This is a genomic window from Salibacterium salarium, assembly GCF_030813635.1.
Classification (GTDB): Bacteria; Bacillota; Bacilli; order Bacillales; family Marinococcaceae; genus Salibacterium; species Salibacterium salarium.
This window is the reverse complement of record NZ_JAUSUM010000001.1, coordinates 999,630-1,022,729: the sequence shown is the minus strand read 5'-3', so window position 1 is coordinate 1,022,729 and position 23,100 is coordinate 999,630. Positions and strand designations below refer to the sequence as shown.

Here is a 23,100-nt window from a genome sequence, read left to right as displayed (position 1 = left end):
GTTGTTATTGTTCTTTATACCCATGAATATCAAGAATTTTCACTAGCGTATCTTTCATTTCATCTCTTGGAATAACACGATCCAACTGCCCATGCTTTAAAAGGAATTCAGCGGTTTGAAAGTCGTCTGGCAATTCCTCTCGAATGGTTTGTTCTATAATACGCCTTCCAGCAAATCCTATCAAGGCTTTCGGCTCTGCAAAATTATAATCACCTAACGAGGCAAAACTTGCCGATACTCCGCCCGTCGTAGGATCAGTCATAACTGAGATATACAATAAACCTTTTTCATCTAATCGTTTTAAGGCAGCACTCGTTTTCGCCATTTGCATGAGACTGAGTACGCCTTCCTGCATCCGGGCACCTCCAGATGCTGCAAACATAATAAACGGTCTGTTTTTCGTTAAAGCTGCTTCGATAGCGCGGGCAATCTTTTCCCCTACAACTGATCCCATACTTCCCATTCTAAACCTTGAATCCATTACACCTATTACAACAGGACAGTCTTCCATATATCCTTCGCCAGTAACTACCGCTTCATTCAAACCTGTTTTTTCACGGTCTTTATCCAACTTTTGATGATACTCCGGAAAATCTAAAGGATTAGCTGAGGTCATACCAGCATCATATTCTTCAAAGGTTTTCTCATCCAGCAAAGAATCAATGCGCTCGTAAGCCGTCATAGAAAGATGGTGGCCGCAACTAATACAAACCATGTCATATTTTTTTAACTCTTTTGTGTAAATAATAGATTTACACTCTGGACATTTCGTCATGACACCTTCGTTCATATTCGTCGGCTGCTGGCGTTCGGATGGGATCGTCGCGTATTTTCGTTTTTTATTAAAAAAGTCTTTTAATGACACGAGGACACCTTCTTTTATTGTCTAAAATATGGGGGATGCTCATACTGCATTCAAAACATGAACCTCTGAACGAACAGAGGAGTGACCGTTCCTCTGTCGATCACTCGCTTTTTATGCTATACCTTGCGCACCCCGGTACGTAATCACTCAAGAGAACAGTTCCATCATGTTTTCAAGTCTTATTCCTTATCAATCATGGAAAGGCGACTTGTTTTCTCCGCTACTTCGTCCGGATTAACTTCTTTACGTGCCACACCAGTTTCCATCGCTGTTTTAGCAACCGCGGAAGCTACAGCCGGAGCTACTCGTTTATCGAATGGAGCTGGAATGACATAATCAGCATGTAATTCGTCATCTTCCATCAAATCGGCAATTGCATAAACGGCAGCCTTTTTCATATCTTCGTTTATATGCGTAGCATTAACATCAAGTGCTCCTCTAAAAATACCAGGAAACGCAAGAACGTTATTAACCTGATTCGGGAAATCCGAACGTCCTGTTCCAATAACTTTTGCGCCTGCTTCCTTAGCGTCTTTCGGCATGATTTCCGGATCTGGATTTGCCATTGCAAAAATAACTGGATCATCATTCATCGACTTAACCATCTCTTTAGAAAGAGCACCTGCTACAGATACACCAATGAACACATCTGTATCAGCAATAACATCGACTAAATCACCTTGAACATTATCTTTATTCGTGACCTTTGCAATCTCCACTTTCTGATCATTCATACCAACCGTTCTACCTTCATAAATAGCACCCTTGGAATCACATAGGATAACGTCACGTACTCCCATTCTAAGCAAAAGTTTTATGATTGCAATGCCTGCTGATCCTGCCCCGTTAACTACTACCTTTATTTCTGAAAGGGACTTTCCATTTAGTTTCAATGCATTAATCAGTCCTGCCGCTGTTACAATAGCAGTTCCATGCTGGTCATCGTGAAAAACCGGGATATTCACTTCTTTTTTTAAACGCTCTTCAATAATAAAGCAATTAGGTGCTGCGATATCCTCAAGGTTCACACCACCGAATGTTGGCTGCATTAACTTCACAGTCTCAACAATCCGGTCTACTTCTGTTGTATCCAAACATATCGGAAATGCGTCAACTCCCGCAAAAGACTTGAACAAAACAGCTTTTCCTTCCATTACAGGAAGAGCTGCTTCTGGTCCGATATTTCCGAGCCCGAGTACAGCGGTCCCATCCGAAACAACAGCTACCATATTTCCCTTCATGGTATAGTCAAATACTTTTTGTTTATCATCAAATATAGCCTTACACGGTTCAGCTACTCCAGGGGAATAAGCTAGACTTAAATCTTTCGTATTTTGAACTCGCACTTTAGATTTTGATTCAAGTTTCCCTTGATTCTCCCGATGCATTTGCAAGGCCTCTTCTCTAGTCGTTGACACAAACTCCACTCTCCTTCTTCCGCGATCCATGTTAATAAATTATTTTTCATTATCCTGTACATGGTCATACCGATGCAAAACTTACCTTATTATAACAGAAGACAAAGACATGTTCACCCTCTATGTTTTTTTAAAACAACAAATTCTTCGGAAAGAATGTTTTTTAATTCGTTTAAAGATCTTTCTGAAGCTTGAAAACGGTACTTGTCCGATAGTTGGACAACCTTATTTTCTTCTTCATAATAAAGACAAACCGCAACACTTCCTGGATACTTTTTCAAAACTTCTTTTATTTTTCCACCTGTTTTTACTGCATCTTCCTTGTTCTCCATTTTTAGATAAAGAATATCTCTGGAAGAACTCAATAATTCTTCTAAATCAATAACGTCGTCAACAAGCAGTTTCTTCGTTTCACTTTTTTTATCCGGACGTCCACCAATCAATACAGGATTTTGTTCATTCAGATACGTTCGAACATTTCGATATACATTTGGAAAAATAACAACTTCAAGTTCCCCTGTGCCATCCGTCACTGTCACAAATGCCATCGACTGTCCTTGTTTAGTACGTACCGTTCGTATATCTTCAATAATACCTGCTGTCCACACTTTTTTTCTATCTGTTGGAAAGGTGTCATATAGAAATTTAGGGGCAAAAGGCACGAGTACCTGTTCATATTTATCAAGCGGATGCCCACTTACGTAAAAACCGATAGCCTCTTTCTCTGCTTCAAATCGTTCCACATCAGAAAACGGTTCAATGTCTACGTACCGAAAATTTTCTTCTCCCCCAAACACAAAATCACCAAGGTCATTTTGAAATCCCGCGTACTCCATAGCACGGTCCAACGAAGCCAGTAACACAGCTCTATCTTTACCAAATTCATTAAATGCACCGGCTTTTATTAATGATTCCAACGCTTTCCTTCCAATATCCTCCTTTTCTGTTCGCATTAAAAAGTCAATAAAATCTTGAAACAGAGCATTTTTCCTCTCTTTTACAATCGATTGAACAGCATTTCTATTTACATTTTTTATCGTGGCAAGACCAAACTGAATACTATTTCCGTCTGCTTTAAATCCTATTTCACTCTTGTTCACAGAGGGAGGGATGATGTGGATGTTTTTTTGTTTTGCCTCCCTCAAGTAAGCACCCATTTTTTCTGTATTGCCGCGATTGACCGTTAACAGGGAAGCATAAAAATGAGCCGGATAGTGGGCTTTTAAATAGGCAAGTTGATAAGCGATAAAACTGTAAGCAACGGCATGAGAACGGTTAAAACCATATTCCGCGAAACGAACAATTAAATCATACACTTGAGAAGCTGCCGCAAGGTCATGTCCAAGCTGTTCGGCGCCTTTTAAAAACCGTGATCTTTCTTGTTCGAGCACAACCCTATCCTTCTTGCTTACTGCCCGCCGCAGCAAATCAGATTCTCCAAAACTGTATCCTGCAATAGCAGAAGCTATCTGCATAATTTGCTCCTGATATACAATCACTCCATAGGTAGGCGACAATATATCTTTCAAACTATGATGAGGATAATCCGGCTCCAATTGTTTTTGTTTTCTTTCTGCATATATCGGAATATTTTCCATCGGTCCTGGCCTGTATAATGCATTCACTGCAGCAATATCTTCAAACGTGGTCGGCTTAATTTGCTGTAAAGCTGTTCTCATTCCAGCAGATTCTAACTGAAAGATTCCAGTTGTATCCCCTTCTGCTAACATGTCATATGTCAAAGAATCTTGTAAGGACAGATTACGTAAATCTATAGTTCGTTTTTCTTTAAAATGAATAGAAGATGTTATTTTTTCAAGTAAACTTAAATTTTTTAACCCTAGCAAATCGATTTTCAAAAGACCTATTTCCTCAAGTCCTTCCATCGAAAATTGTGTTAGCGATAACCCATCATCTTTTTTCATTAACGGAACATGATTGTATAGAAAATCACCGCTCATAACGATACCAGCAGCATGTATAGAAGTGTGCCTAGGCAGTCCTTCTATTTTAAAAGCTAGCTTAAGGATTGTTTTAGCTAAAGGTTCTCTCCCGATAAGGTCTTGAAAAGTGCTGTTTTCTTCATATGCTGTTTTTAACGTCTTCCCTTGTGTTATAAAAGAGGCTATTCTATCAACCAGAGCTTGAGGTGCTTCGAGAATGCGGCCTACATCTCTTATCGCTGCTCTCGCACCGAAAGTACCAAATGTTACGATTTGCGCTACTTTATTTTTTCCATATTTATTTGCGACATATTCTATTACTTCATCACGGCGATAATCTGGAAAATCAATATCAATGTCCGGCATATTCACCCGTTCAGGATTTAAAAAGCGTTCAAACAACAAATCATGCTTTAATGGATCGACATCAGTAATTTCAAGTACATATGAAACGAGACTCCCAGCGGCCGATCCTCTACCTGGTCCAACAAGCATCCCAGCATTCCGGGCATATAAAACAAAGTCGGCTACAATAAGAAAGTAGTCATCGAATCCCATCTGGTGGATAATCTGAAGTTCATGTTCAAGTCGTTCTTTTATTGCATCATTCCACTTTCCGTAACGCAAAGTAACTCCTTTTTCACAGTGGTCTCTCAGTACTTGTTCTGCGTTTCTATCATACGACAACGGATACGTTGGAAGTAGCATTTGTCCAAAATCAATCGTCACTTCACATCTATCGGCTATAGCTTTCGATTGCTGGATAGCTTCATAATCGTTATCAAGTTGGGTTTTCATGTTAGCTTCTGTGATAAATGTACCGACGTCTTCATTATCTTCTATTTTCATATTTGCCAGCGTCTGACTGTCACCAATTGCTCTCAGGGCTTGACGAGCTTCCTTTTCATCTTTTTGAATGGAATGAACATTATTGCCAGCTACGAGCGGCAAGGACAAACGATAAGATATATCTTTCCATTGCCGCAATATCGTTTTTTCTTCTGTCGGTTGTCTTTCCAAATATATAGATTGTGCATCATATGACTGCTTCCATGCCGTTAACACGCGCAGCGCCTTTTCTTCTTCTTCCAATCGTAAAAGTTCTGCTGCTTCACTGTCTGCATAAGGAAAAATGACGACACAGTCCTTCAATATTTCTATCGTTTTTTGCATCGTAATGGCACTTTCTGTTTGCTTTATTGTTGATAGCTGCAACAAAGCTCGATACCCTTCCTTTGTCTCTGCTAGCAAAAGGACAGGATAGCTTCCGCTTAATTCGAGACCTTCCACCCAAAGCTCCAACCCGATAATCGGTTTAATGTTCGCTGCCTGACATTGTTTATAAAACGGGATTACCCCATACATCACGTCTTTGTCTGTGATCGCAAGTGCCTTCATATTTTGAGCGGCAGCTGCCTCTATTAATTTAGGGATACGAGCAGTACTTTGCAGCAAGCTATATTCCGTGTGGGTATGTAAATGGACAAACTCCATAAAAAGCATGCTCCTTTGCTTTATACCTTTCCTTCTTTTAAGTATGAACAGCTTTTCCTATGAAAACAAGCATATACCTTCAGTCATTTTCTTATATTTATAGTATAGAAGTAAATAATCATCGTTCACAGCAAGGAAAGAAGGAGGAATAAAATATGATAAGTCGAGATTTTGCCGGGACTCTTGTTATGGATTTCTTTGTTGCCTTCGGTGTTATTATAGGCGGTTCCATCATAGGCGGGATGGGGGCCTTATTAATCGGAAAACCACCTCTTTCTACGATTCATGACCTCGCTTCGAGTTTAAAGATATGGGCGTTGGTCGCAGCGATAGGAGGTACGTTTGACGCAATTACCTCGTTGGAACGAGGGTTGTTTTACGGAACACACGCTGATATGTATAAAACCATTGCTATGATATTTGTAGCTCTAGGTGGAGCTAACGCCGGTACATTAATTATCCAGTGGATTACACAGGAGCAGATTTCCCCATGAGAATACCGCCCTACTACAGGCGTCCAGGTTGGCAGCGTTTCTTTGCCGGTATTTTAATTGGAGCTCTCGGAGGATGGGCCTTTTTTCTATTTCAATTCGGATCCGTTCATGAAGAATTAGTGATTGAATTAAATAAACAAAGGCTTCAAATCAAAGATCAAGAAGAACAAATTGAAGTCCTCCGCAGTGAAGAAAGAGAAAGAAATGAGGAAAATGAACAGAAACTAACCATCCAAGATATTGTCATTGATTTCACAAATCAAGAAAAAGCCCGCTTAAATGAATTGACATTGTATGAATTGAAGCAGCAGGCGGAAGGAGAAGTGAACTTCTTAAAAAATAAAAACATCGAGAGCGTCGTCGAAGGAAAAGAACTTATTAAAAACGCAGTGGAAAACAAGGTTTACGACGTCGGAGAACGAGAATACAGGCTTCAAATTGAAGAAATGCATATCTATTCCAGTCTTGAACTTCATATAAAAATCATTTTACCGGATGAATAAAGCTCCGACTTATATCGGAGCTTCAACCGGTCATGTGTGCTGCCTGCAAAGTTCCTTTAATTCAGCAATAATTTCTTTGACCTCCGTCTCATCAGCCGCTTTCGCCCCGGATGCCATAGGATGTCCTCCACCGTTATGATTAGCAGCAACTTCGTTGATAACAGGACCTTTCGATCTCAACCTTACCCTGTACTGATCGTCTTCTTCTACAAAGAACACCCATGCTTGCAGACCTTTTGTTCCTGAAAATATATTCATAAGTGCCGAAGATTCATTTATGGTTATTTCGTACTCCTCTAATAATTCTTTCGTTAAATGCATAATCCCCAAGCCCTCTTCGGTCAATTCAAACTCTTCTAGCACTCTCCCTTTCAAACGGACCATTTTTTCATCACTTTCATAAAAACGGGTAAACAGTTCGGTTGTATCAATGGGATACTCTAACACTTCCGCTGCTAAACGCATCGTTTGTGGCTTTGTATTAGAAAACTGAAAACGTCCGGTATCCCCAACAATACCAGCATACAGCAATCTTGCAGCTTCTGTTGTCATTTCCCAATTTCTTTCTTTTTTCGCAAATAGAAAAAAATCAATAATCATTTCAGAAGTTGAGCTGGCTTCTGTATTTACCCAAATGGTATCGCCATAAGGCTCCACATTCGGATGGTGGTCTATTTTTATTAGCTCCGTTCCTTCTTGCCAATCCTCGCCGTCAATTCGTTCGGTATTGCCCGTGTCACAAACAATGGTCAAAAAAGGTTCACCGGAGAAAATGGATGTATCTATATTGTCCATTTCTGTAAGAAAGGTTAAAGAAGGCTCCTCCTCTCCAATCATATAGATTTTTTTGTTCGGATAGTTATATTTTAACAAAGTAGCCAGCCCTGCTTGCGAACCAAGTGCGTCTGGGTCAGGCTTTTCATGGCGGTATATAGCAATAGTGGAATAAGTCTCTATCCTATCCAATATGTTCTGCTTCATGTTATCTCCCTTTCTCTTCTATCATTTATAGTTGCTATCTTACTTTAACGACAAGTACAATGTAGTTGAATAGCTTATTTCATAAATCCAGGAGGGAAAAGTATTGACCCAAATCTTCACCATTATACTTGTTATAGCTCTTGCAATGTATGTGTTTTACAAAATAAAGACGTTCCGATCAAAAGCCCCGGCAGCAAAAAAGTGGATACAAACAAAAGCAAATATTAGTATAGGTTTATTCATGGCTGCTTTTGGAGCAATTTTGCTTGGTACAAACCGAGATACAATCGACATCATTATCGGCTCAGTATTTTTGGTACTTGGAGCTGCTAATATTGTTCTAGGCTACCGAGCTTACCGGATATACTTGCCTTATGCCATAAAAGAAGCAGAAGAGCAAAGGGTAAACACCTAATGAAACCTAATAGGAGGCTGTTCCTACTAAAACAGCAGAAGGTTCTGTCCGAAAAGCAATCTTTACAGGCAGACGCTTTCGATGGGCAGTGCTTCAGCCTCCTGCTTCACATTTTCCAAAGCTTAAAGGTTAACGATCTAATAATTGAGCCATCAATAACGCTTTGCCAACAATTTCTCCTTCATGATACAACTCTACATCCACTTTTCCGTGTTTTCTCCCGACTTCTAACAATTTACCTTTCATATCTATTGTGCTTTCTATTTGTACGGGCTTAATAAAGTAAAGGGTAATATTTTCAACTACAATATCCCCGCGCTTATATTGACGCAGTAATCTACTTCCGGTTTCCGTTACAAGTGTCGAGAGTACCCCATAAGAAATCATTCCTAGATGGTTTGTCATTTGTGGTGTTACATCGCTTTGGTAGTTATATTCAGAATCAGGGCCCATTTCATGAAAACCACCTGTCACTAAGTCATCAATGGTTTCCCCCACGTGTGGCTGACGCTGTGTCATCTGCAACGCTTTCAAAACATCCTGCCTGCTGATAACTCCCAACAAATGACGCTGTTCATCAATAACTGGAAGCAATTCGATCCCTTCCCAAACCATTACATGGGCAACCGATGCTACCGACGTTCGTTCTTTCACTGTTATCGGATTCTTTGTCATCACTTTTTCAATCGGCAATTGCATATTTGCGCCCAAAACATCTTTAGCCGCTACCATCCCTTGCACCTTCATTTCCCCATCGATGACAGGATAACGGCTGTGACTTGTACGTTGGTTGATTTCATGCCACTTTTCTACCGTATTATCTGTCGTCATGAAAAAGGTATCCTGTAAAGGAATTAAAATATCATCAACTAGTACAATTTCCTTTTTTATGAGCTGGTCGTAAATGGCACGATTTATCATCGTAGCAACGGTGAATGTATCATAACTCGTCGAAATAACCGGCATTCCTAATTCATCAGCAAGAGCGATCACATTTTCATTTGTGTCAAAACCACCGGTTATTAACACTGCCGCTCCAGCTTCAAGCGCCAGCTTATGAACCTGGTAACGATTTCCGACGATGAGCAGATTCCCCGGTTCTACATATCGCATCATTGCTTCTAGTTTCATTGCCCCTATGACGAAACGGTTTAACGTTTTGTGAAGACCATTTCTTCCACCCAAAACTTGTCCATCCACTATATTAACTACTTCGGCATAGGTCAGCTTCTCAATATTATCTTTTTGTTTTTTCTCTATTCTGATTGTTCCCACACGCTCAATAGTACTTACCATTCCTTGATTTTCCGCTTCCTTAATTGCCCGATATGCCGTTCCTTCGCTTACATTAAGGCTTTTTGCTACTTGGCGTACGGATATTTTTTCTCCTACTCCAAGCTCGGTAATATGTTGAAGAATCTGTTCATGTTTCGTAGCCATTTTTCCACCTCTCTTTCTATCCTACCTGTATCAATATCTATAACGAACTGTATTATATCTCATTATACGTTTTACATATAATCATAGCAAGGTTCTACTGTGACTGATTGTTGTCCTATAACCATTCAAAGATGATAGATTAATGTCTAAACACGCGCTTTTATCCCTTTTGAGTCCAAGGACGGTCTCCCGTTTTTTGGTACTGTTTGAAAACAGATAAATAAAAAAGCTGTTCCAAAAGTATATAAAATACTTTGAAACAGCTTTAGAAATCCTTTTATAATTCTATCGATTCACCAGCGCTCAGTGCTTTTCCTTTTGTTGGAGCAATAGATTCCACAAATGCATCTCCATCTTGATTAATCAAAGGGAATGTATTGTAATGAACGGGAACAACATATCCTGGGTTAGTCCACTGGACCGCTTGTTTTGCGTCTTCTGGTCCCATAGTAAAATTGTCTCCAATCGGGACGAACAACAAATCAATGTTATTACGTTCACCGATCATTTTCATATCCGAATACAAGCCGGTATCTCCCATGTGATACACAGTCTTTCCTTCCGATTCAAACAGAATTCCCGCAGGCATTCCAGTATAAACAATATTGCCATTTTCTTCTTCTGTGTAAGCTGAACCATGGAAAGCTTGTGTTAACTTAACCCATCCAAATTCAAATGTATGGGCTCCTCCTATGTGCATTGGATGAGCGTCAATACCCTGCCATCCAAGATACGTCGCTAATTCAAAAGGAGCTACTACAAAGGATCCATTTCGCTTGGCAATATCAACCGTATCGCCAACGTGATCATTATGTCCATGTGTAAGCAGAATAACATCAGGTTTTACCTTATCTGCTTCTAAATCGCAGGCACCATTTCCCGTAATAAAAGGATCAATTAAAATACTTTTACCATTGGTCTCAATATGGACGACTGAATGTCCGTGGTAGGTAACTTTCATATCTAATATGTCCTCCTTTTTGTTTTTCCTATTCTCTTTTCCCATTAAACCACACCTTTTAAACATATGTCATAGGAAAAACAATCGTCAATCAATAAGGGGTTCTTTATTCTTGATTTTTATCCCACAACCACGTATATAAGTCACCATTCTCATCCTGCCAGCGTACATCAATACGGCTCATATCTTCATATCCAGCGTTCCGGAACGCTCTTGCAATGGCTTCTTTATCCATATCTTGAGACAAAGAAATATCTTCATACATGTCTTCTACTTGTTGTTTAGCTTTTCCACCATGCAGGGCTTTTCCATTAACATGATATTCAAAATTATCCGGGCTGTTATATTCCCAATGGTAAGTTTCGTCATCTGCTTCCACCGTTGCCTTGAAGAGAAAAACTTCACTCAATGATTCTGCTTCTCCTACATGAGGAAAAGCAACAGATATCATCACAGCAAAAATAAGCATCCAACGTTTCATTATTAATCACCTCATTATGTAAGATGCCAATTTTTACTGAACATTATACGTGATAGAATGGTTTCAACGCCTTTTATGCAAAACATCGACGCCGCCTGTAATTTCTAACACAGATCCGGTAATCATATCCGAATTTTCTTCGCATAAAAAAGCAATCGCCCGCGCAATATCCTCTCCTGTCGCTGGACGTCCTACTGGTGTTTTTTTATCAATCACCGTTTGTGCATCTTCAATAAAAGCTTCCTTATAATCAGATGTCACAACACCAGGACAGACCATGTTTACAGTAATACCGTATTCGGCCTCTTCTATCGACACTGTCTTCGTCAACGACACAAGCCCGGATTTGGCAGCTGCATAAGCAGAACGATAAATCCAGGCCGGTGCATCTTCAGCTCCTTGAAATCCATAAGTGACGATTCGTCCATATTGTTGATCCCGCATGATTGGAATGGCAGCTTGAAATAAATAAAACATTGCAGTTAAATTTCCATTTATCATATCATGCCACTCTTCAATCGAATAATCCATTAACTTTTTCCGTTCAAATACATAAGGTCCAGCATTATTCACCAATATATCAAGTCGGCCAAACCGTTCTTTCACGGCGGAAATCATATTTTTAAGGTCTTGTGCTTTAGTCACATCAGCTTGTACGAATTGAATACAATTTATATAAGCAGCCCATTCTGTTTTAAGGTTTTCTACCGCCTGAATATCTTTAAAATAACTGACAGTCACGGTGTAACCTTTTTTTAAAAATTGTTCGGCCGCCATCTTTCCCAGCCCTTTCGTTCCAGCGGTTATCAATGCATGCCGCATGACAGAATCCTCCTTCAATCAATAAAAGCGTCTCTTTCTGTTGTCTATAATCAATTATACATGAACGGAGGGGATGTAGGAAAAATATTGACGTTTGCAGTATGTAAAGAAAGGGAATAGTGAAAACAAAGAGAAGGAAGCATTTCATCTTTCTTGAGGGGGCTTCAATATGGCAAAGTATAATAATGTCCTTGTTGCTGTGGATGGATCCGATGAATCAAAAATTGCTTTTAAAAAAGCCTTAGATTTAGCTAAAGAAAACAGTGCCAGTCTTACTATTGTTCATATTATCGACACTCGCACTTTTGCCACTATTGAACAGTATGACAGAACGATTGTTTCACGTGCCGAAAACTATGGACAAGAACTTCTTGAACAATACGAAGAAGAAGCAAAACAAACGGGAATTGAAGATGTGGCCACTGTTATTGATTTTGGCTCTCCGAAATCAAAAATCCCAAAAGACATTGCCAAACAATATAATATTGATTTAATTATTACTGGAGCTACAGGTTTAAATGCAGTGGAACGTATGTTAATCGGAAGTGTTTCAGAAGCTATTGCCAGACAAGCGGCTTGCGATGTACTCATCGTACGTTCGCCTTAAAAATCTATCTCAGTTAGAAGAGTCTGTCTCTTGATGATAACCCCACCGGAGAACAGACTCTTTTGTGCTTTTTACGGTTTTAATACAACTTTAATACAATCATCGTGTTTTTCGTCAAAAATATCATATCCGTATGCTGCTTGATCCATCGGCAGCTGATGAGAAATAATGTCGGTTGGATCGAATTCTTCGTTAATTATTTTTTTATAAAGGGTCGGTATATAGTGAATAATAGGGGCTTGTCCCATTTTCAAGGTAATATTGCGGGCAAAAAAATCTCCGAGCGGAAACGCATTGTAACGCGTTCCATAAACCCCGACAATGCTGACCGTACCACCTTTACGTACACAACGGCTTGCCAGTACAATCGGCCCCATCGTTCCGCCTTGCAGCTTTAACGCGGTTTCCACCATCTCTACCGCATTCTTTTTCCCATCCATTCCCACACAATCAATTACAGAATCAGCGCCGCCTTTGGTTAGCTCCTTTAAATGACTCCCTAAATCATCAAATTTAGAAAAATCAAAGACTTCAACATTGTTAGCCCGTTTTGCGTGTTCAAGACGGTATTGCACATAATCAACCGCGATTACCCGTTTCGCGCCTTTCATCCAGGCAAATTTCTGCGCAAGCAGTCCCACCGGTCCGCACCCTAATACAATAACGGTGTCGTCTTGTTTAACATTTGCCTGTTCTACACCCCAATAAGCGGTTGGAATAATATCCGACAAAAACAAAATCTTTTCATCTTCCAGCTCACAACTTTCTGGAACGACAAACGGTGTGAAATTTCCATAAGGAACACGCAGCAATTCCGCCTGGCCGCCAGGATACCCTCCAAACGTCCCGGAATAGCCGAAATAAGCGCCTGCTTCTCCATGCGGATTCGAGTTATCACACTGACTTTCCAGTTCATGTTGGCAGTAATAACACTCCCCGCAGGCGATATTAAACGGCACAATTACGCGATCTCCCTTTTTCACTTTTGTAACATCAGGCCCTATCTCTTCTACAATTCCCATCGGTTCATGACCAATAATATAGCCTTCCGGAAAATGCGGAATCATGCCGTGCACTAGATGTAAATCAGATCCGCAAATCGCTGTACTGGTAATACGAACTAAAACATCATCTTTCTTTTCTATGGTTGCATCCGCCACTTCTTTTACTTTTACATCTTTTATCCCTTGATAGGTTACAGCTTTCATGGCTTGTACTCCTTTTTAAAAAGTCGTACCTAGCGTCCCCTAAATATGGGCGTAATACACTTTTTGCATCATCAAGAAGGGGCTGGTCTCAAAATCACTTTTGGACCAGCCCCTCTTTTTACTTTTGCTGCAATGCGGTTTTTCCCGATTCAATTGCTTTACGAACTTGCTCAAATCCAGTTCCACCCGCACTATTTCGTCTAGCCACCACAGTAGAAGGTTTCAGCACATCATAAATATCCTCTTCAAACAAGGAGCTCGCTTGTTTATAATCAGTCATCGGTAAATCCAATAAATAGATACCTCTTTCGATACACGTGAGCACAAGCTTTCCAACAACTTCATGCGCTTCCCGGAATGGAAGTCCTTTTGATGCTAGATAATCAGCCAGCTCTGTCGCATTCGAAAAATCCGAATGGGTCTCTTTTGCCATCACATCTGTGTTTACTGTCATGGTTTCAATCATCCCAGTAAAAATCTTAATAGATCCTTTCACCGTTGTAACGGTATCAAACATGCCTTCCTTATCTTCCTGCATATCTTTATTATAAGCAAGCGGCAGACCTTTTAACAGCGTTAACAATGAAACAAAATTTCCATACACACGCCCCGTTTTTCCGCGCACTAATTCTGCCATATCCGGGTTTTTCTTTTGCGGCATAATACTGCTTCCTGTCGCAAACGTATCATCTAATTCCACAAAGTTAAATTCTTGGCTTGACCAAAGAATCATTTCTTCGGACAAACGGGAGAGATGCATCATAATCATCGAAGACGCACTCATAAATTCAAGTATGAAATCGCGGTCACTCACTGCATCCAGACTATTTTCATAAATACTATCAAAGCCTAATAACTCCGCCGAATAATGACGGTCAATTGGAAAAGTTGTACCTGCTAAAGCTCCTGCTCCAAGCGGCGACACATTCATTCTCTTCAAGCTGTCTTGAAGCCGTCCGTAGTCACGTTCAAGCATCCAGAAGTAGGCGAGCAAATGGTGGGCAAAAGATATTGGCTGCGCTCTTTGTAAATGAGTATAGCCCGGGATTATTGTTTCAATATGTTGTTCAGCCTGATGAAGAAGCGCCTGTTGCATCTGTTTGATAGCATCCATTATTTCCTCAGTATGTTTTTTTAAGTACAAATGCATATCTGTCGCTATTTGATCATTTCTACTTCTGCCCGTATGCAGTTTTCCCCCGACCGGACCTATTTCATCTGTTAAAAATTTTTCTAAATTCAAGTGAATATCTTCATTTTGAATAGAATAGTCTAGCTCATCTTTCTTTGCTTTTTCTAAAAGGGTTTCAAGACCTGTTTTGATTGTTGACGCTTCATCGTTTGTTAAAATATTACAGGCAGCGAGCATTTTCACATGAGCCAGACTTCCTTCAATATCTTCTTCTACAAGCTCCTTATCAAAAGGGATGGATGCCCCAAAGGCATCCACCCATTCTTCCGCGCTTTTTGTAAATCTTCCACCCCATAATTTCGTCATACGTTGACACCTTTCTTGTTCACCATGCTGTGTACTTTTGTAGGAAGTCCCCACAAGTTAATGAATCCAACCGCTGACTGATGGTTAAACTCATCGTCTGTAGAATAGGTGGCAAGCTTTTCATTATAAAGAGAAAGATCTGACTTTCTTCCTTCTACGATCGCATGTCCTTTAAAGAGTTTAACTCTTACCAATCCTGTTACATTTTGTTGAGTTTCCTTTAAAAAGGCTTCCAACCCGTCTCTGATTTGAGAAAACCAAAGGCCGTCATAAATTACTTCAGATAGCTTTTTCTCAATAGTTGGTTTAAAATGTGCTACTTCTTTTGGTAACGTAAGATCTTCTAATTCTTTATGGGCAGTAATGAGCGTCATCGCACCCGGACATTCATATACTTCTCTTGATTTAATACCAACCATTCTGTTTTCCACATGATCAATTCTGCCTACTCCGTGCTTTCCAGCCACTTCATTTAATTTCAAAATTAAGTCATCCAATTCATAAGATGTCCCGTTTAATGCAACCGGCTTTCCTTGTTGAAACTCAATTTCTACCATGTCAGGTTCATCCGGTGTTTCTTCTAGTGGCGCCGTTAGTTCATATGCTCCAGTTGGAGGGGTAGCCCACGGATCTTCCAACGCTCCGCACTCGTTACTTCTTCCCCACAGGTTTTGGTCCACGGAGTATGGATTATCAAGGTCAATAGGAATCGGAATCTCATTTTTCTTCGCATAGTCTATTTCTTCGTCTCTAGACCATCCCCATTCTCTTACAGGTGCAAGGACTTCAAGGTCCGGATTCAACGCTTGAATAGACACTTCAAAACGAACTTGGTCATTTCCTTTCCCCGTGCAACCATGAGCCACAGCGTCAGCATTCGTTTGTTCAGCTATTTCAACCAGTTTTTTAGAAATTAACGGTCTTGATAATGCCGAAACAAGTGGATATTTTTGTTCATAAAGCGTATGTGCCTGCATAGCTGGAAGGACAAACTCTTCTGCAAATTCTTTTTTAGCATCAACGGTATACGATTGAACAGCGCCAACTTGTAATGCCTTATCTTTCACAAATTCAAGATCTTTCCCTTCTCCTACGTCCAATCCAACTGCCACTACGTCATATCCTTGATCTGCAAGCCACCGAATAGCAACTGATGTGTCAAGTCCTCCGGAATATGCCAATACAATCTTTTTCTTCGCCATGGTGCTATACCCTCCATCTCCGGTATGAATATTCATACTAAAGTTATTATTTTTATACATTGTTTTGCAAAAATTGGAGAGGCCTTGGCCTCACTTTCGATTTCATTCATATTAACTGTTTGCTGTTACTAAATACTTTAACAAGACTTGTAGGGATTTGCAATACTTATTCACAAAAAAGCATAAAAATTTATTTTTAACTCATTAGAAAAACTAGCTCCATTATCTTTCATCCCCTTTTATAATAGCTTTTTTAATTGCATTACACTTTTAAACATAATAAAACCACGATGAATATACTTGCATTTTCTACACTTATATTCATTTCCACTATTTTTGTAACCTTTGCGAAAAAATCAAGAAATACAAAGCTTTGGAAAATAGTCCAACATCCGTTTGCAGCAGAGGTGTTCTCAAAGAATTTTCGTTTTATGCTTTTCCCGTTGTATTCGCTTCTGCTGCAAACTAGTGATGAACACAAAAAGCGGGCCCTGATCATCAGAGAGCCCGCTCTTAACGTCCTATATTCTATTGGCCGAGCCGAACTGTATCACGGGCGAGCATTACTTCTTCATTCGTTGGTACAACCAACACTTTGACAGGAGAGCCGTCTTTATTAATAAACGCTTCTTCTCCTCTTGTCTGGTTTGCATTTTTATCAAATTGAACGCCCATAAATTCTAGTCCTTGACATACTTTTTCTCGAATAGTCAGGCTGTTTTCACCTACCCCAGCCGTGAAAACAATAGCATCTAAGCCATTCATACTTGCTGCATACGTTCCGATATACTTATGAATTCTCGTTGCATATATATCTAAAGCCGTCTGGGCTTTTTCACTACCCTCATTTGCTTTTCCTTCAACATCTCGCACATCACTTGAAACATTACTCAACCCAACAAGACCGCTTTTCTTATTTAACATCGATATAATCTCTTCGGCGGATTGATTCGTTTTTTCCATCATAAATGGAATCAGAGCAGGATCAATATTTCCGGAACGAGTTCCCATCGTAACACCGGCAAGTGGTGTGAAACCCATCGATGTATCTACCGATTCGCCCCCATCAATAGCGGTAACACTAACACCATTGCCAATATGACATGAAACGATTTTGAGATCAGTTTGTGGTTGTTCCATTAATTCAGCTGCTCTCTGCCCTACATATTTATGAGATGTTCCGTGGAACCCATATTTACGTATTCCATATTGCTCATAATATTCATACGGAATACTGTATAAATATTTTTCTTTTGGCATCGATTGATGAAACGCTGTATCGAAAACAGCGACTGCTGGTACATTCGGCAAAATTTCTTTAAACGCTCTTATTCCTGTTAGATTAGCAGGATTATGAAGTGGAGCCAGTTCGCTTACTTCTTCTATTGCCTCAATCACGTTATCATCAATTAAGATAGAATCAGAAAACTTTTCTCCTCCATGTACAACACGGTGCCCGATGCCATCAATTTCATCAAGAGACTGAATAACATTATAATCAGTTAGAGCATCTAACAAAATTTTTACTGCTTCTGCATGATTTGGAATATCAGGAGTCTTTTCTACTTTCTCTTCATTAAGTTCAATAGTAATAATTGAACCATCTAAACCAATTCTTTCTACTACACCCTTTGTTATGATTTTTTCTTCGGGCATACGCAATAGTTGAAACTTCAACGATGAACTACCAGCATTGATTGCCATAATATTAGCCATAAATAATGCTCCTTTTTTATTAAATTAAACTTTCGTTTTTAAATCAGCAATTTCTTCGATCATTTTCACCTTTTCTATTTAAACACCCGACTGTCGTAAATGCAAGAAACCCCTGCTATATCAATGAAATTCAATACTTTCACTAAATTCTGATATGTATACGCTTGCCGAAAGTATAAAAACGGCACTCTTATTTAAAAGAGCACCGTTAGTGTTTAAAGAATCAGGAGGTGAACCCTTCTTCTTTAAACCATTTATCCATTTGTTTCATCATATCTAGCAATGCTTCCTGATTCGAAAAGGAAGGAAGTTCAGCTAACAATGCTTGTCCCGGCTGTACTGTCTCCGGACCTTTTTTCTGCAGAAGCCAGATGCTTTTCCAAAATTGGCCTGATTTAAACATCGAGCCTGGAAGCTGTAGGAGACCAAGAATCACTGCTTCATCTTTAATAAATTGATGCAGGGCAGAGGCTTCTTCACTTTCAAAAATAAAGTTCGGAATGAGTAACACGAAAAAACCACCGGGTTTCACGTGACTCATGCTTTTCTCAATCATAAGGTGATGAAGATAGGAATGACCTTCTTCTGCCTTCAATCGGAATGATTCTGCTACATCGTCTTTCGGATAATAACCAACAGGAAGATCTGACACAACAACGTCCGCTTCAGGAGAAGCTAAGTTCTCAATGCTGTCTTGATGAAACAGCTCTACATCATGTTCTTGTAAGTTCGACAGTACATATGCAATCTTCAACAACGTTTCATCTACTTCGGTACCGTACGCAATCGTTTCTTTTGGAATTTGATTTAATACCGCACTCAACAAATTAACAGTTCCCGCGGCAGGATCAAGCAGTGCTAACGATTCTCTTTTTGATGTCAACTTCTCCACAAGATAGCCCATAAACATCGCAACAGCATCAGGAGTCATGGCGTGGTGCGGCTGCACCGCTTCCTTCATCCCTTTGATGACTGCCAATTGGAAAGCTTTACGGATTTGTTCTTTTTTCATCTCTTCTGGAAGTTCTTGCTGTAGTTTTTCTTCAAGTCTTTTCTTTTCATCATCTGGCAAATTCTGAATGATGTCATGTTGAAATATATTCTCGCCTGCTTCAGCTAGCGCTTCTAGATACGTAACATCTGTGTGCTTTTGAATCGATGAAGCCATTTCATCGATTAATGTATGCAGTTTTTCTATCTCCGTTACCGGTTGCACGAGACATCGCCCTTTCTACAATCATCTTCTTTCACTTTTCCTTCGAAAGTATAGCAGAAATAGAGAAGAATTTAAATTATTGCGTTTAATATGAAAACCCTGTTCCGATACATTTCAGAACAGGGTTTTCTGCGGCTGTTTCAGCGCAAAGCTGTGGTTTGGATCACACAGGGACAACATTTGGATAATGCCGACCAAGTTACGATGCCATACGCTATGTTTCTTAAAACAGAGATGAAAAAATTGATGGACGATTCCTTCGCTCAATGCCGGGTTTATTTTGCCTTTTTTACAGCATCAATAGCCGCGTCATAATCTGGATGATTCGTTGCTTCTGGCACATATTCTGTATATGTGACTTCACCATCACTGTTAATAACGAAAATAGAACGTGCTAACAGTCGAAGTTCTTCCATCGCTACCCCATAATTCTTTCCGAAAGAAAGGTCACGGTGATCGGACAGTACTTGCAAGTTTTCGATACCTGCTGCCGCGCACCATCTTTTTTGAGCAAAAGGAAGATCGCAACTAATTGTAAGAACTTCTACGTTATCAAGGTTCGCAGCTTCTTCATTAAAACGGCGCGTCTGTTGATCGCATACACCAGTATCTACAGATGGTACGACACTAATTAAACGGACTTTCCCCTTTGAATCTTTAAGACTAACTTCTGACAAGTCGTTAGCTAGTACTGTAAAATCTGGTGCTTTATCGCCTGGTTTCACTTCATTCCCCATAAGAGTCATCGGCGTTTCTTTGAATGTAACATTAGCCATATTATTTCTCTCCCTTCTTGAATCTTACTATGTACAATTCTATCGTACGCTTTTTGAGAAAATTTATCAATTTATGGAGATGGCAAAAGCTGAACCCGGGAGAAATAATCTACCCGGGTCTTCATTAAATGGGAGGTTCTTGTCCATAATTATTTTGGTTAGTCGATTGGTTGGACTGATTCCCTTTTAACATGTCTTGAATTTTTTCCACCACTTGAGGTGTGAATTCAAGTAATTTTTCATATAGGTGCGTATTCTCGTCAAGATGTACCATCTTAACTCCATTTGATCCAACGATCAGGAATGCGACAGGAGTAATGGAAACTCCTCCCCCGCTCCCGCCACCAAAAGGATGTTCTGGCACTGATGCAGAGCTTTCCTTTGTTATAAATTCACTGCCGCCTGCAGCAAATCCGAAACCTACCTTTGTTACGGGAATAATAACACTACCGTCTGGAGTATCTACTGGATCACCAACAATCGTGTTTACATCCACCATTTCTTTTAAGTTTTCCATCGCTGTCCGCATTAAACCTTGAATAGGATGATCTGTCATTAGGATGCTTCCTCCCTTCGCAATTCTTCTTTCGATTTTTTCCACAACGAAAACATGTTTCCTTTTAAGTGTTTGATGACACGAATTCCTGCAATGATAGCATGCCCGAGACGTGTTGTTACCATACATGAGAACTCTACATCTAAAGCTGTTTTTTGAAAATCGGGCACGATATCTATTTGTGGATCACACCTTAGCTGTAATACAGCCGACATCAAACCAACGGCGATATGCTTCACAGACCATAATGATCCAGACAGCAATCCTGTCCAAGCTGCATCCCCCGTTCCAATTTTGCTTTTCCAGTAAAAATCTTTAACCTTCCATTTATTCAAAAAAGAATGCAAAATCGTGCGCAATCCTGTTATATGACGAATCCATAGCCAGAGCGATTCCACCTGATTCTGAAATTCTTCTGGTGTTTCTTTAATATCCTTTTCTTCTATTTTTCCTGTAGAAGCTTTCGTTTTCTCTTTCATTACAAGAGATCCCGTTTCTTCTTCAAAAGAGACGACAGGAAGTGCAAATGTTTTATAAAAAACATGCCATACCGTTATTTTTAAATAAAGATCTTGATTTGTTTTTTTCTGTATAAATTGAAACGACAAGGTCACAGGAGTAATGACCACGACACCTACAAGAATAATTAAAATACTTAAGATTCCTATTACCCATCCCATACATCTTCCGCCTTTTTATTTACTGCTCCCATTATATCCAATTCTTTCCTTCTTTAACCTTCACGGTGTGATGGATGACTTAACGTTTTAGCATAGGAGAAGCGAAAGCACCTTGAGAGCCGCGAGCAGTTTGAACCGGAAAGGTAACACCCCTTCCTCCGCCTCATCTAGAGGAAAACAACAAAATGAATATCCTACATTGTTCAAAAGTCACCCGCAGCATCCCTTTCTGAACTAAAAAAGGGAGCGTTCGGTTCCTTTCGAACCAAACGCTCCCTTTTTTATTTTTCAATATGAATGACCCTAGTGTCTGCGAAAACATCATGGATCCCTTGCTTTTGATCAGTAAAACCGACAATAATATATATTATATTTGTAAAAACGAGACTGCGGTACATAAAACGGCCGATAATTTCCCGAAAAACTAAATCTGACCACCGCGGAGCTGTAGCATCTTTGCGTACCACTTTCAGTCCCAACATCATCTTGCCAAGCGTCTGACCGAGCCATTTTGTCATCAATAAGAAATAGATATAGGACGTAACCGCACTAAGAATACCTTGTAAGGTGAAAAATCCCATAACGCTGATTTGATCTACAAACAAGAATGGGCTCAGTAAAAGACCGTTTAAACTCGAAACAATCACTAAATCGATAATATACGCCCAAAACCGCATCCAAAACCCTGCATATTTCAATGTAGGTTTAGGAGTCTCACGCTCGTTATCGTAATCTGACATACTCGTTTCCGTCTCTGTCTGCTGCTTTTCACTGACTTCCTTTTCATCCGGCGTATTCATATCCATCTGAGCACCTCCTTATTCTGTGTATAGATACATGGCACGTGGTGTTTCTGAATCCATTAACAATTGTTTAATACCAAATAAATCTGCGTCGTTCACAAACAAACTCCGCGCTGACGTTCCAAGAAATTGATTAAAATTAAACGCTTCGGCTTGGTAACGTACGACGTTAGGATTATTCATCCCTTCCTCTTCTGCCATCATGGCTATAGTATCATCAAGTGTTCCAAGATCATCAACCAATCCATTTTCTTTTGCTTGAGACCCAGAATAAACACGGCCGTCTCCGATTTCACGCACTTTCTCTTCTGACATATCGCGACCATCGGCTATGACGCCAACAAAATCTGAATAAAAATCATCAACGAGTGTTTGCAAGATTTCTTCTTCATCTTCTGTCATGTCGCGATTCCCTGACATAATGTCTTTAAATTCTCCACTCTTAATCGTTTCAAATTCGACACCAAGTTCATCCGCTAAATCAGAGTAATTAATGCTTTGCATAATAACTCCGATAGAACCAGTAACGGTTGCTGGATGAGCAACAATTTTATCAGCAGGCGCTGATACATAATAACCGCCAGAGGCAGCTGTATTTCCCATGGAAACATAAATAGGAGTATCTGTTTTTTCTTTAATATCTACGATTTTTTCGTGAATTTCTGCGCTTTCTACAACACCTCCGCCCGGTGTATTCACTCTTAGGATAATGCCATCAACCATCGCATCTTCCCCGGCTGTTTCTAACGTCCGTAAAAATTGACGATGATTGTAAGTCCCAGAACTCATAAACCCTGGTGTTTGTCCAGTATCTTGAATCGTTCCTTGTAAATCAATGACGGCAATTTTTCCGGAACCTGCTGAACCTGTTTCCATCACTTGTTCCTGAACGCCGTTTTCACTACTTGCAAAAAAATCTTCCATATTCGTAGTAATAACCGACCCTGCAAACTGAAAACCTAGTGATACTATAAACAATAAAGCTGCAATTCCTAAAGCTATCCATCTTTTTCCGTTCAAT

At 39.8% G+C, this 23,100-nt stretch carries 22 protein-coding genes; 4 read left to right on the top strand and 18 right to left on the bottom strand.

The window, feature by feature from the left end:
* Positions 1 to 4: 4 nt before the first annotated feature.
* The 3 genes from accD to dnaE all read right to left on the bottom strand — a co-directional run bounded on the left by accD (position 5) and on the right by dnaE (position 5,720).
* Entirely contained in the window at positions 5 to 865 is an 861-nt protein-coding gene (accD, locus tag J2S78_RS04905; protein ID WP_306896814.1) for an acetyl-CoA carboxylase, carboxyltransferase subunit beta, read from the bottom strand.
* 179 nt (positions 866 to 1,044) lie between these two features.
* Positions 1,045 to 2,313 (bottom strand): NADP-dependent malic enzyme, encoded by a 1,269-nt coding sequence (ystJ, locus tag J2S78_RS04900; RefSeq protein ID WP_306896812.1) that lies wholly within the window; start codon positions 2,311 to 2,313, stop codon positions 1,045 to 1,047.
* Between the two features lie 83 nt (positions 2,314 to 2,396).
* Positions 2,397 to 5,720 carry a DNA polymerase III subunit alpha gene (gene dnaE / locus J2S78_RS04895; protein ID WP_306896810.1) on the bottom strand — a complete coding sequence of 1,108 codons (3,324 nt, stop codon included), beginning with the start codon at positions 5,718 to 5,720 and terminating at the stop codon, positions 2,397 to 2,399.
* A 155-nt stretch (positions 5,721 to 5,875) separates the two neighbouring features.
* Here dnaE and ytrH point away from each other — a divergent pair, with 155 nt between their 5' ends.
* Both ytrH and ytrI read left to right on the top strand, forming a co-directional pair.
* The gene (gene ytrH / locus J2S78_RS04890; RefSeq protein WP_125555106.1) at positions 5,876 to 6,214 is read left to right on the top strand and encodes a sporulation membrane protein YtrH; all 339 of its coding nucleotides are present in this window, start codon (positions 5,876 to 5,878) and stop codon (positions 6,212 to 6,214) included.
* Positions 6,211 to 6,717: a sporulation membrane protein YtrI gene (gene ytrI, locus J2S78_RS04885; protein ID WP_306896807.1), complete on the top strand. Its 507-nt coding sequence runs from the start codon at positions 6,211 to 6,213 to the stop codon at positions 6,715 to 6,717. Before ytrH ends, ytrI begins: the two co-directional genes overlap by 4 nt.
* 30 nt (positions 6,718 to 6,747) lie before the next feature.
* Here ytrI and J2S78_RS04880 read toward each other — a convergent pair whose 3' ends face one another.
* Entirely contained in the window at positions 6,748 to 7,698 is a 951-nt protein-coding gene (locus J2S78_RS04880) for a DHH family phosphoesterase (RefSeq protein ID WP_306896805.1), read from the bottom strand.
* Positions 7,699 to 7,801: 103 nt separating this feature from the next.
* On the opposite strand from J2S78_RS04880, the gene J2S78_RS04875 reads away from it, so the two are divergent.
* A complete protein-coding gene (locus tag J2S78_RS04875; protein WP_306896803.1) occupies positions 7,802 to 8,113 on the top strand; it encodes a YtpI family protein in 312 nt (103 codons plus the stop codon).
* A 129-nt stretch (positions 8,114 to 8,242) separates the two neighbouring features.
* Here the strand turns inward: J2S78_RS04875 and J2S78_RS04870 are convergent, their stop codons facing one another.
* From J2S78_RS04870 to J2S78_RS04855, 4 genes are all read right to left on the bottom strand, one after another.
* A complete protein-coding gene (locus J2S78_RS04870) occupies positions 8,243 to 9,553 on the bottom strand; it encodes a CBS domain-containing protein (RefSeq protein ID WP_306896801.1) in 1,311 nt (436 codons plus the stop codon).
* 277 nt (positions 9,554 to 9,830) lie between these two features.
* Positions 9,831 to 10,514: a metal-dependent hydrolase gene (locus tag J2S78_RS04865; RefSeq protein WP_306896799.1), complete on the bottom strand. Its 684-nt coding sequence runs from the start codon at positions 10,512 to 10,514 to the stop codon at positions 9,831 to 9,833.
* A gap of 106 nt (positions 10,515 to 10,620) precedes the next feature.
* Positions 10,621 to 10,995: a hypothetical protein gene (locus tag J2S78_RS04860; RefSeq protein WP_306896797.1), complete on the bottom strand. Its 375-nt coding sequence runs from the start codon at positions 10,993 to 10,995 to the stop codon at positions 10,621 to 10,623.
* Between the two features lie 63 nt (positions 10,996 to 11,058).
* Complete coding sequence (locus tag J2S78_RS04855) at positions 11,059 to 11,817, bottom strand: SDR family oxidoreductase (RefSeq protein WP_306896795.1); 759 nt, start codon at positions 11,815 to 11,817, stop codon at positions 11,059 to 11,061.
* Between the two features lie 169 nt (positions 11,818 to 11,986).
* On the opposite strand from J2S78_RS04855, the gene J2S78_RS04850 reads away from it, so the two are divergent.
* A complete protein-coding gene (locus J2S78_RS04850; protein WP_306896793.1) occupies positions 11,987 to 12,424 on the top strand; it encodes a universal stress protein in 438 nt (145 codons plus the stop codon).
* A gap of 71 nt (positions 12,425 to 12,495) precedes the next feature.
* Here J2S78_RS04850 and J2S78_RS04845 read toward each other — a convergent pair whose 3' ends face one another.
* From J2S78_RS04845 to sppA, 10 genes are all read right to left on the bottom strand, one after another.
* Positions 12,496 to 13,632, bottom strand: coding sequence for a zinc-dependent alcohol dehydrogenase (locus J2S78_RS04845; protein WP_306896791.1), 1,137 nt, complete (start codon positions 13,630 to 13,632; stop codon positions 12,496 to 12,498).
* Positions 13,633 to 13,750: 118 nt separating this feature from the next.
* Positions 13,751 to 15,130, bottom strand: coding sequence for an argininosuccinate lyase (gene argH, locus J2S78_RS04840; RefSeq protein WP_306896789.1), 1,380 nt, complete (start codon positions 15,128 to 15,130; stop codon positions 13,751 to 13,753).
* The gene (locus J2S78_RS04835; RefSeq protein WP_306896787.1) at positions 15,127 to 16,332 is read right to left on the bottom strand and encodes an argininosuccinate synthase; all 1,206 of its coding nucleotides are present in this window, start codon (positions 16,330 to 16,332) and stop codon (positions 15,127 to 15,129) included. Before J2S78_RS04835 ends, argH begins: the two co-directional genes overlap by 4 nt.
* A 528-nt stretch (positions 16,333 to 16,860) precedes the next feature.
* Positions 16,861 to 18,048 carry an acetate kinase gene (locus tag J2S78_RS04830; protein ID WP_306896785.1) on the bottom strand — a complete coding sequence of 396 codons (1,188 nt, stop codon included), beginning with the start codon at positions 18,046 to 18,048 and terminating at the stop codon, positions 16,861 to 16,863.
* A 223-nt stretch (positions 18,049 to 18,271) separates the two neighbouring features.
* Positions 18,272 to 19,264: a class I SAM-dependent methyltransferase gene (locus J2S78_RS04825; RefSeq protein WP_306896782.1), complete on the bottom strand. Its 993-nt coding sequence runs from the start codon at positions 19,262 to 19,264 to the stop codon at positions 18,272 to 18,274.
* 275 nt (positions 19,265 to 19,539) lie between these two features.
* A complete protein-coding gene (tpx, locus tag J2S78_RS04820) occupies positions 19,540 to 20,040 on the bottom strand; it encodes a thiol peroxidase (RefSeq protein WP_306896780.1) in 501 nt (166 codons plus the stop codon).
* A 124-nt stretch (positions 20,041 to 20,164) separates the two neighbouring features.
* Positions 20,165 to 20,596: a GerW family sporulation protein gene (gene ytfJ, locus J2S78_RS04815; RefSeq protein WP_306896778.1), complete on the bottom strand. Its 432-nt coding sequence runs from the start codon at positions 20,594 to 20,596 to the stop codon at positions 20,165 to 20,167.
* Positions 20,596 to 21,276 (bottom strand): DUF2953 domain-containing protein, encoded by a 681-nt coding sequence (locus J2S78_RS04810; RefSeq protein ID WP_306896775.1) that lies wholly within the window; start codon positions 21,274 to 21,276, stop codon positions 20,596 to 20,598. The genes ytfJ and J2S78_RS04810 overlap by 1 nt, the downstream gene beginning before the upstream one ends.
* 281 nt (positions 21,277 to 21,557) lie before the next feature.
* A complete protein-coding gene (locus J2S78_RS04805; RefSeq protein ID WP_306896773.1) occupies positions 21,558 to 22,082 on the bottom strand; it encodes an RDD family protein in 525 nt (174 codons plus the stop codon).
* A 12-nt stretch (positions 22,083 to 22,094) separates the two neighbouring features.
* Entirely contained in the window at positions 22,095 to 23,099 is a 1,005-nt protein-coding gene (sppA, locus tag J2S78_RS04800; protein ID WP_306896771.1) for a signal peptide peptidase SppA, read from the bottom strand.
* Between the last annotated feature and the right edge of the window lies 1 nt (position 23,100).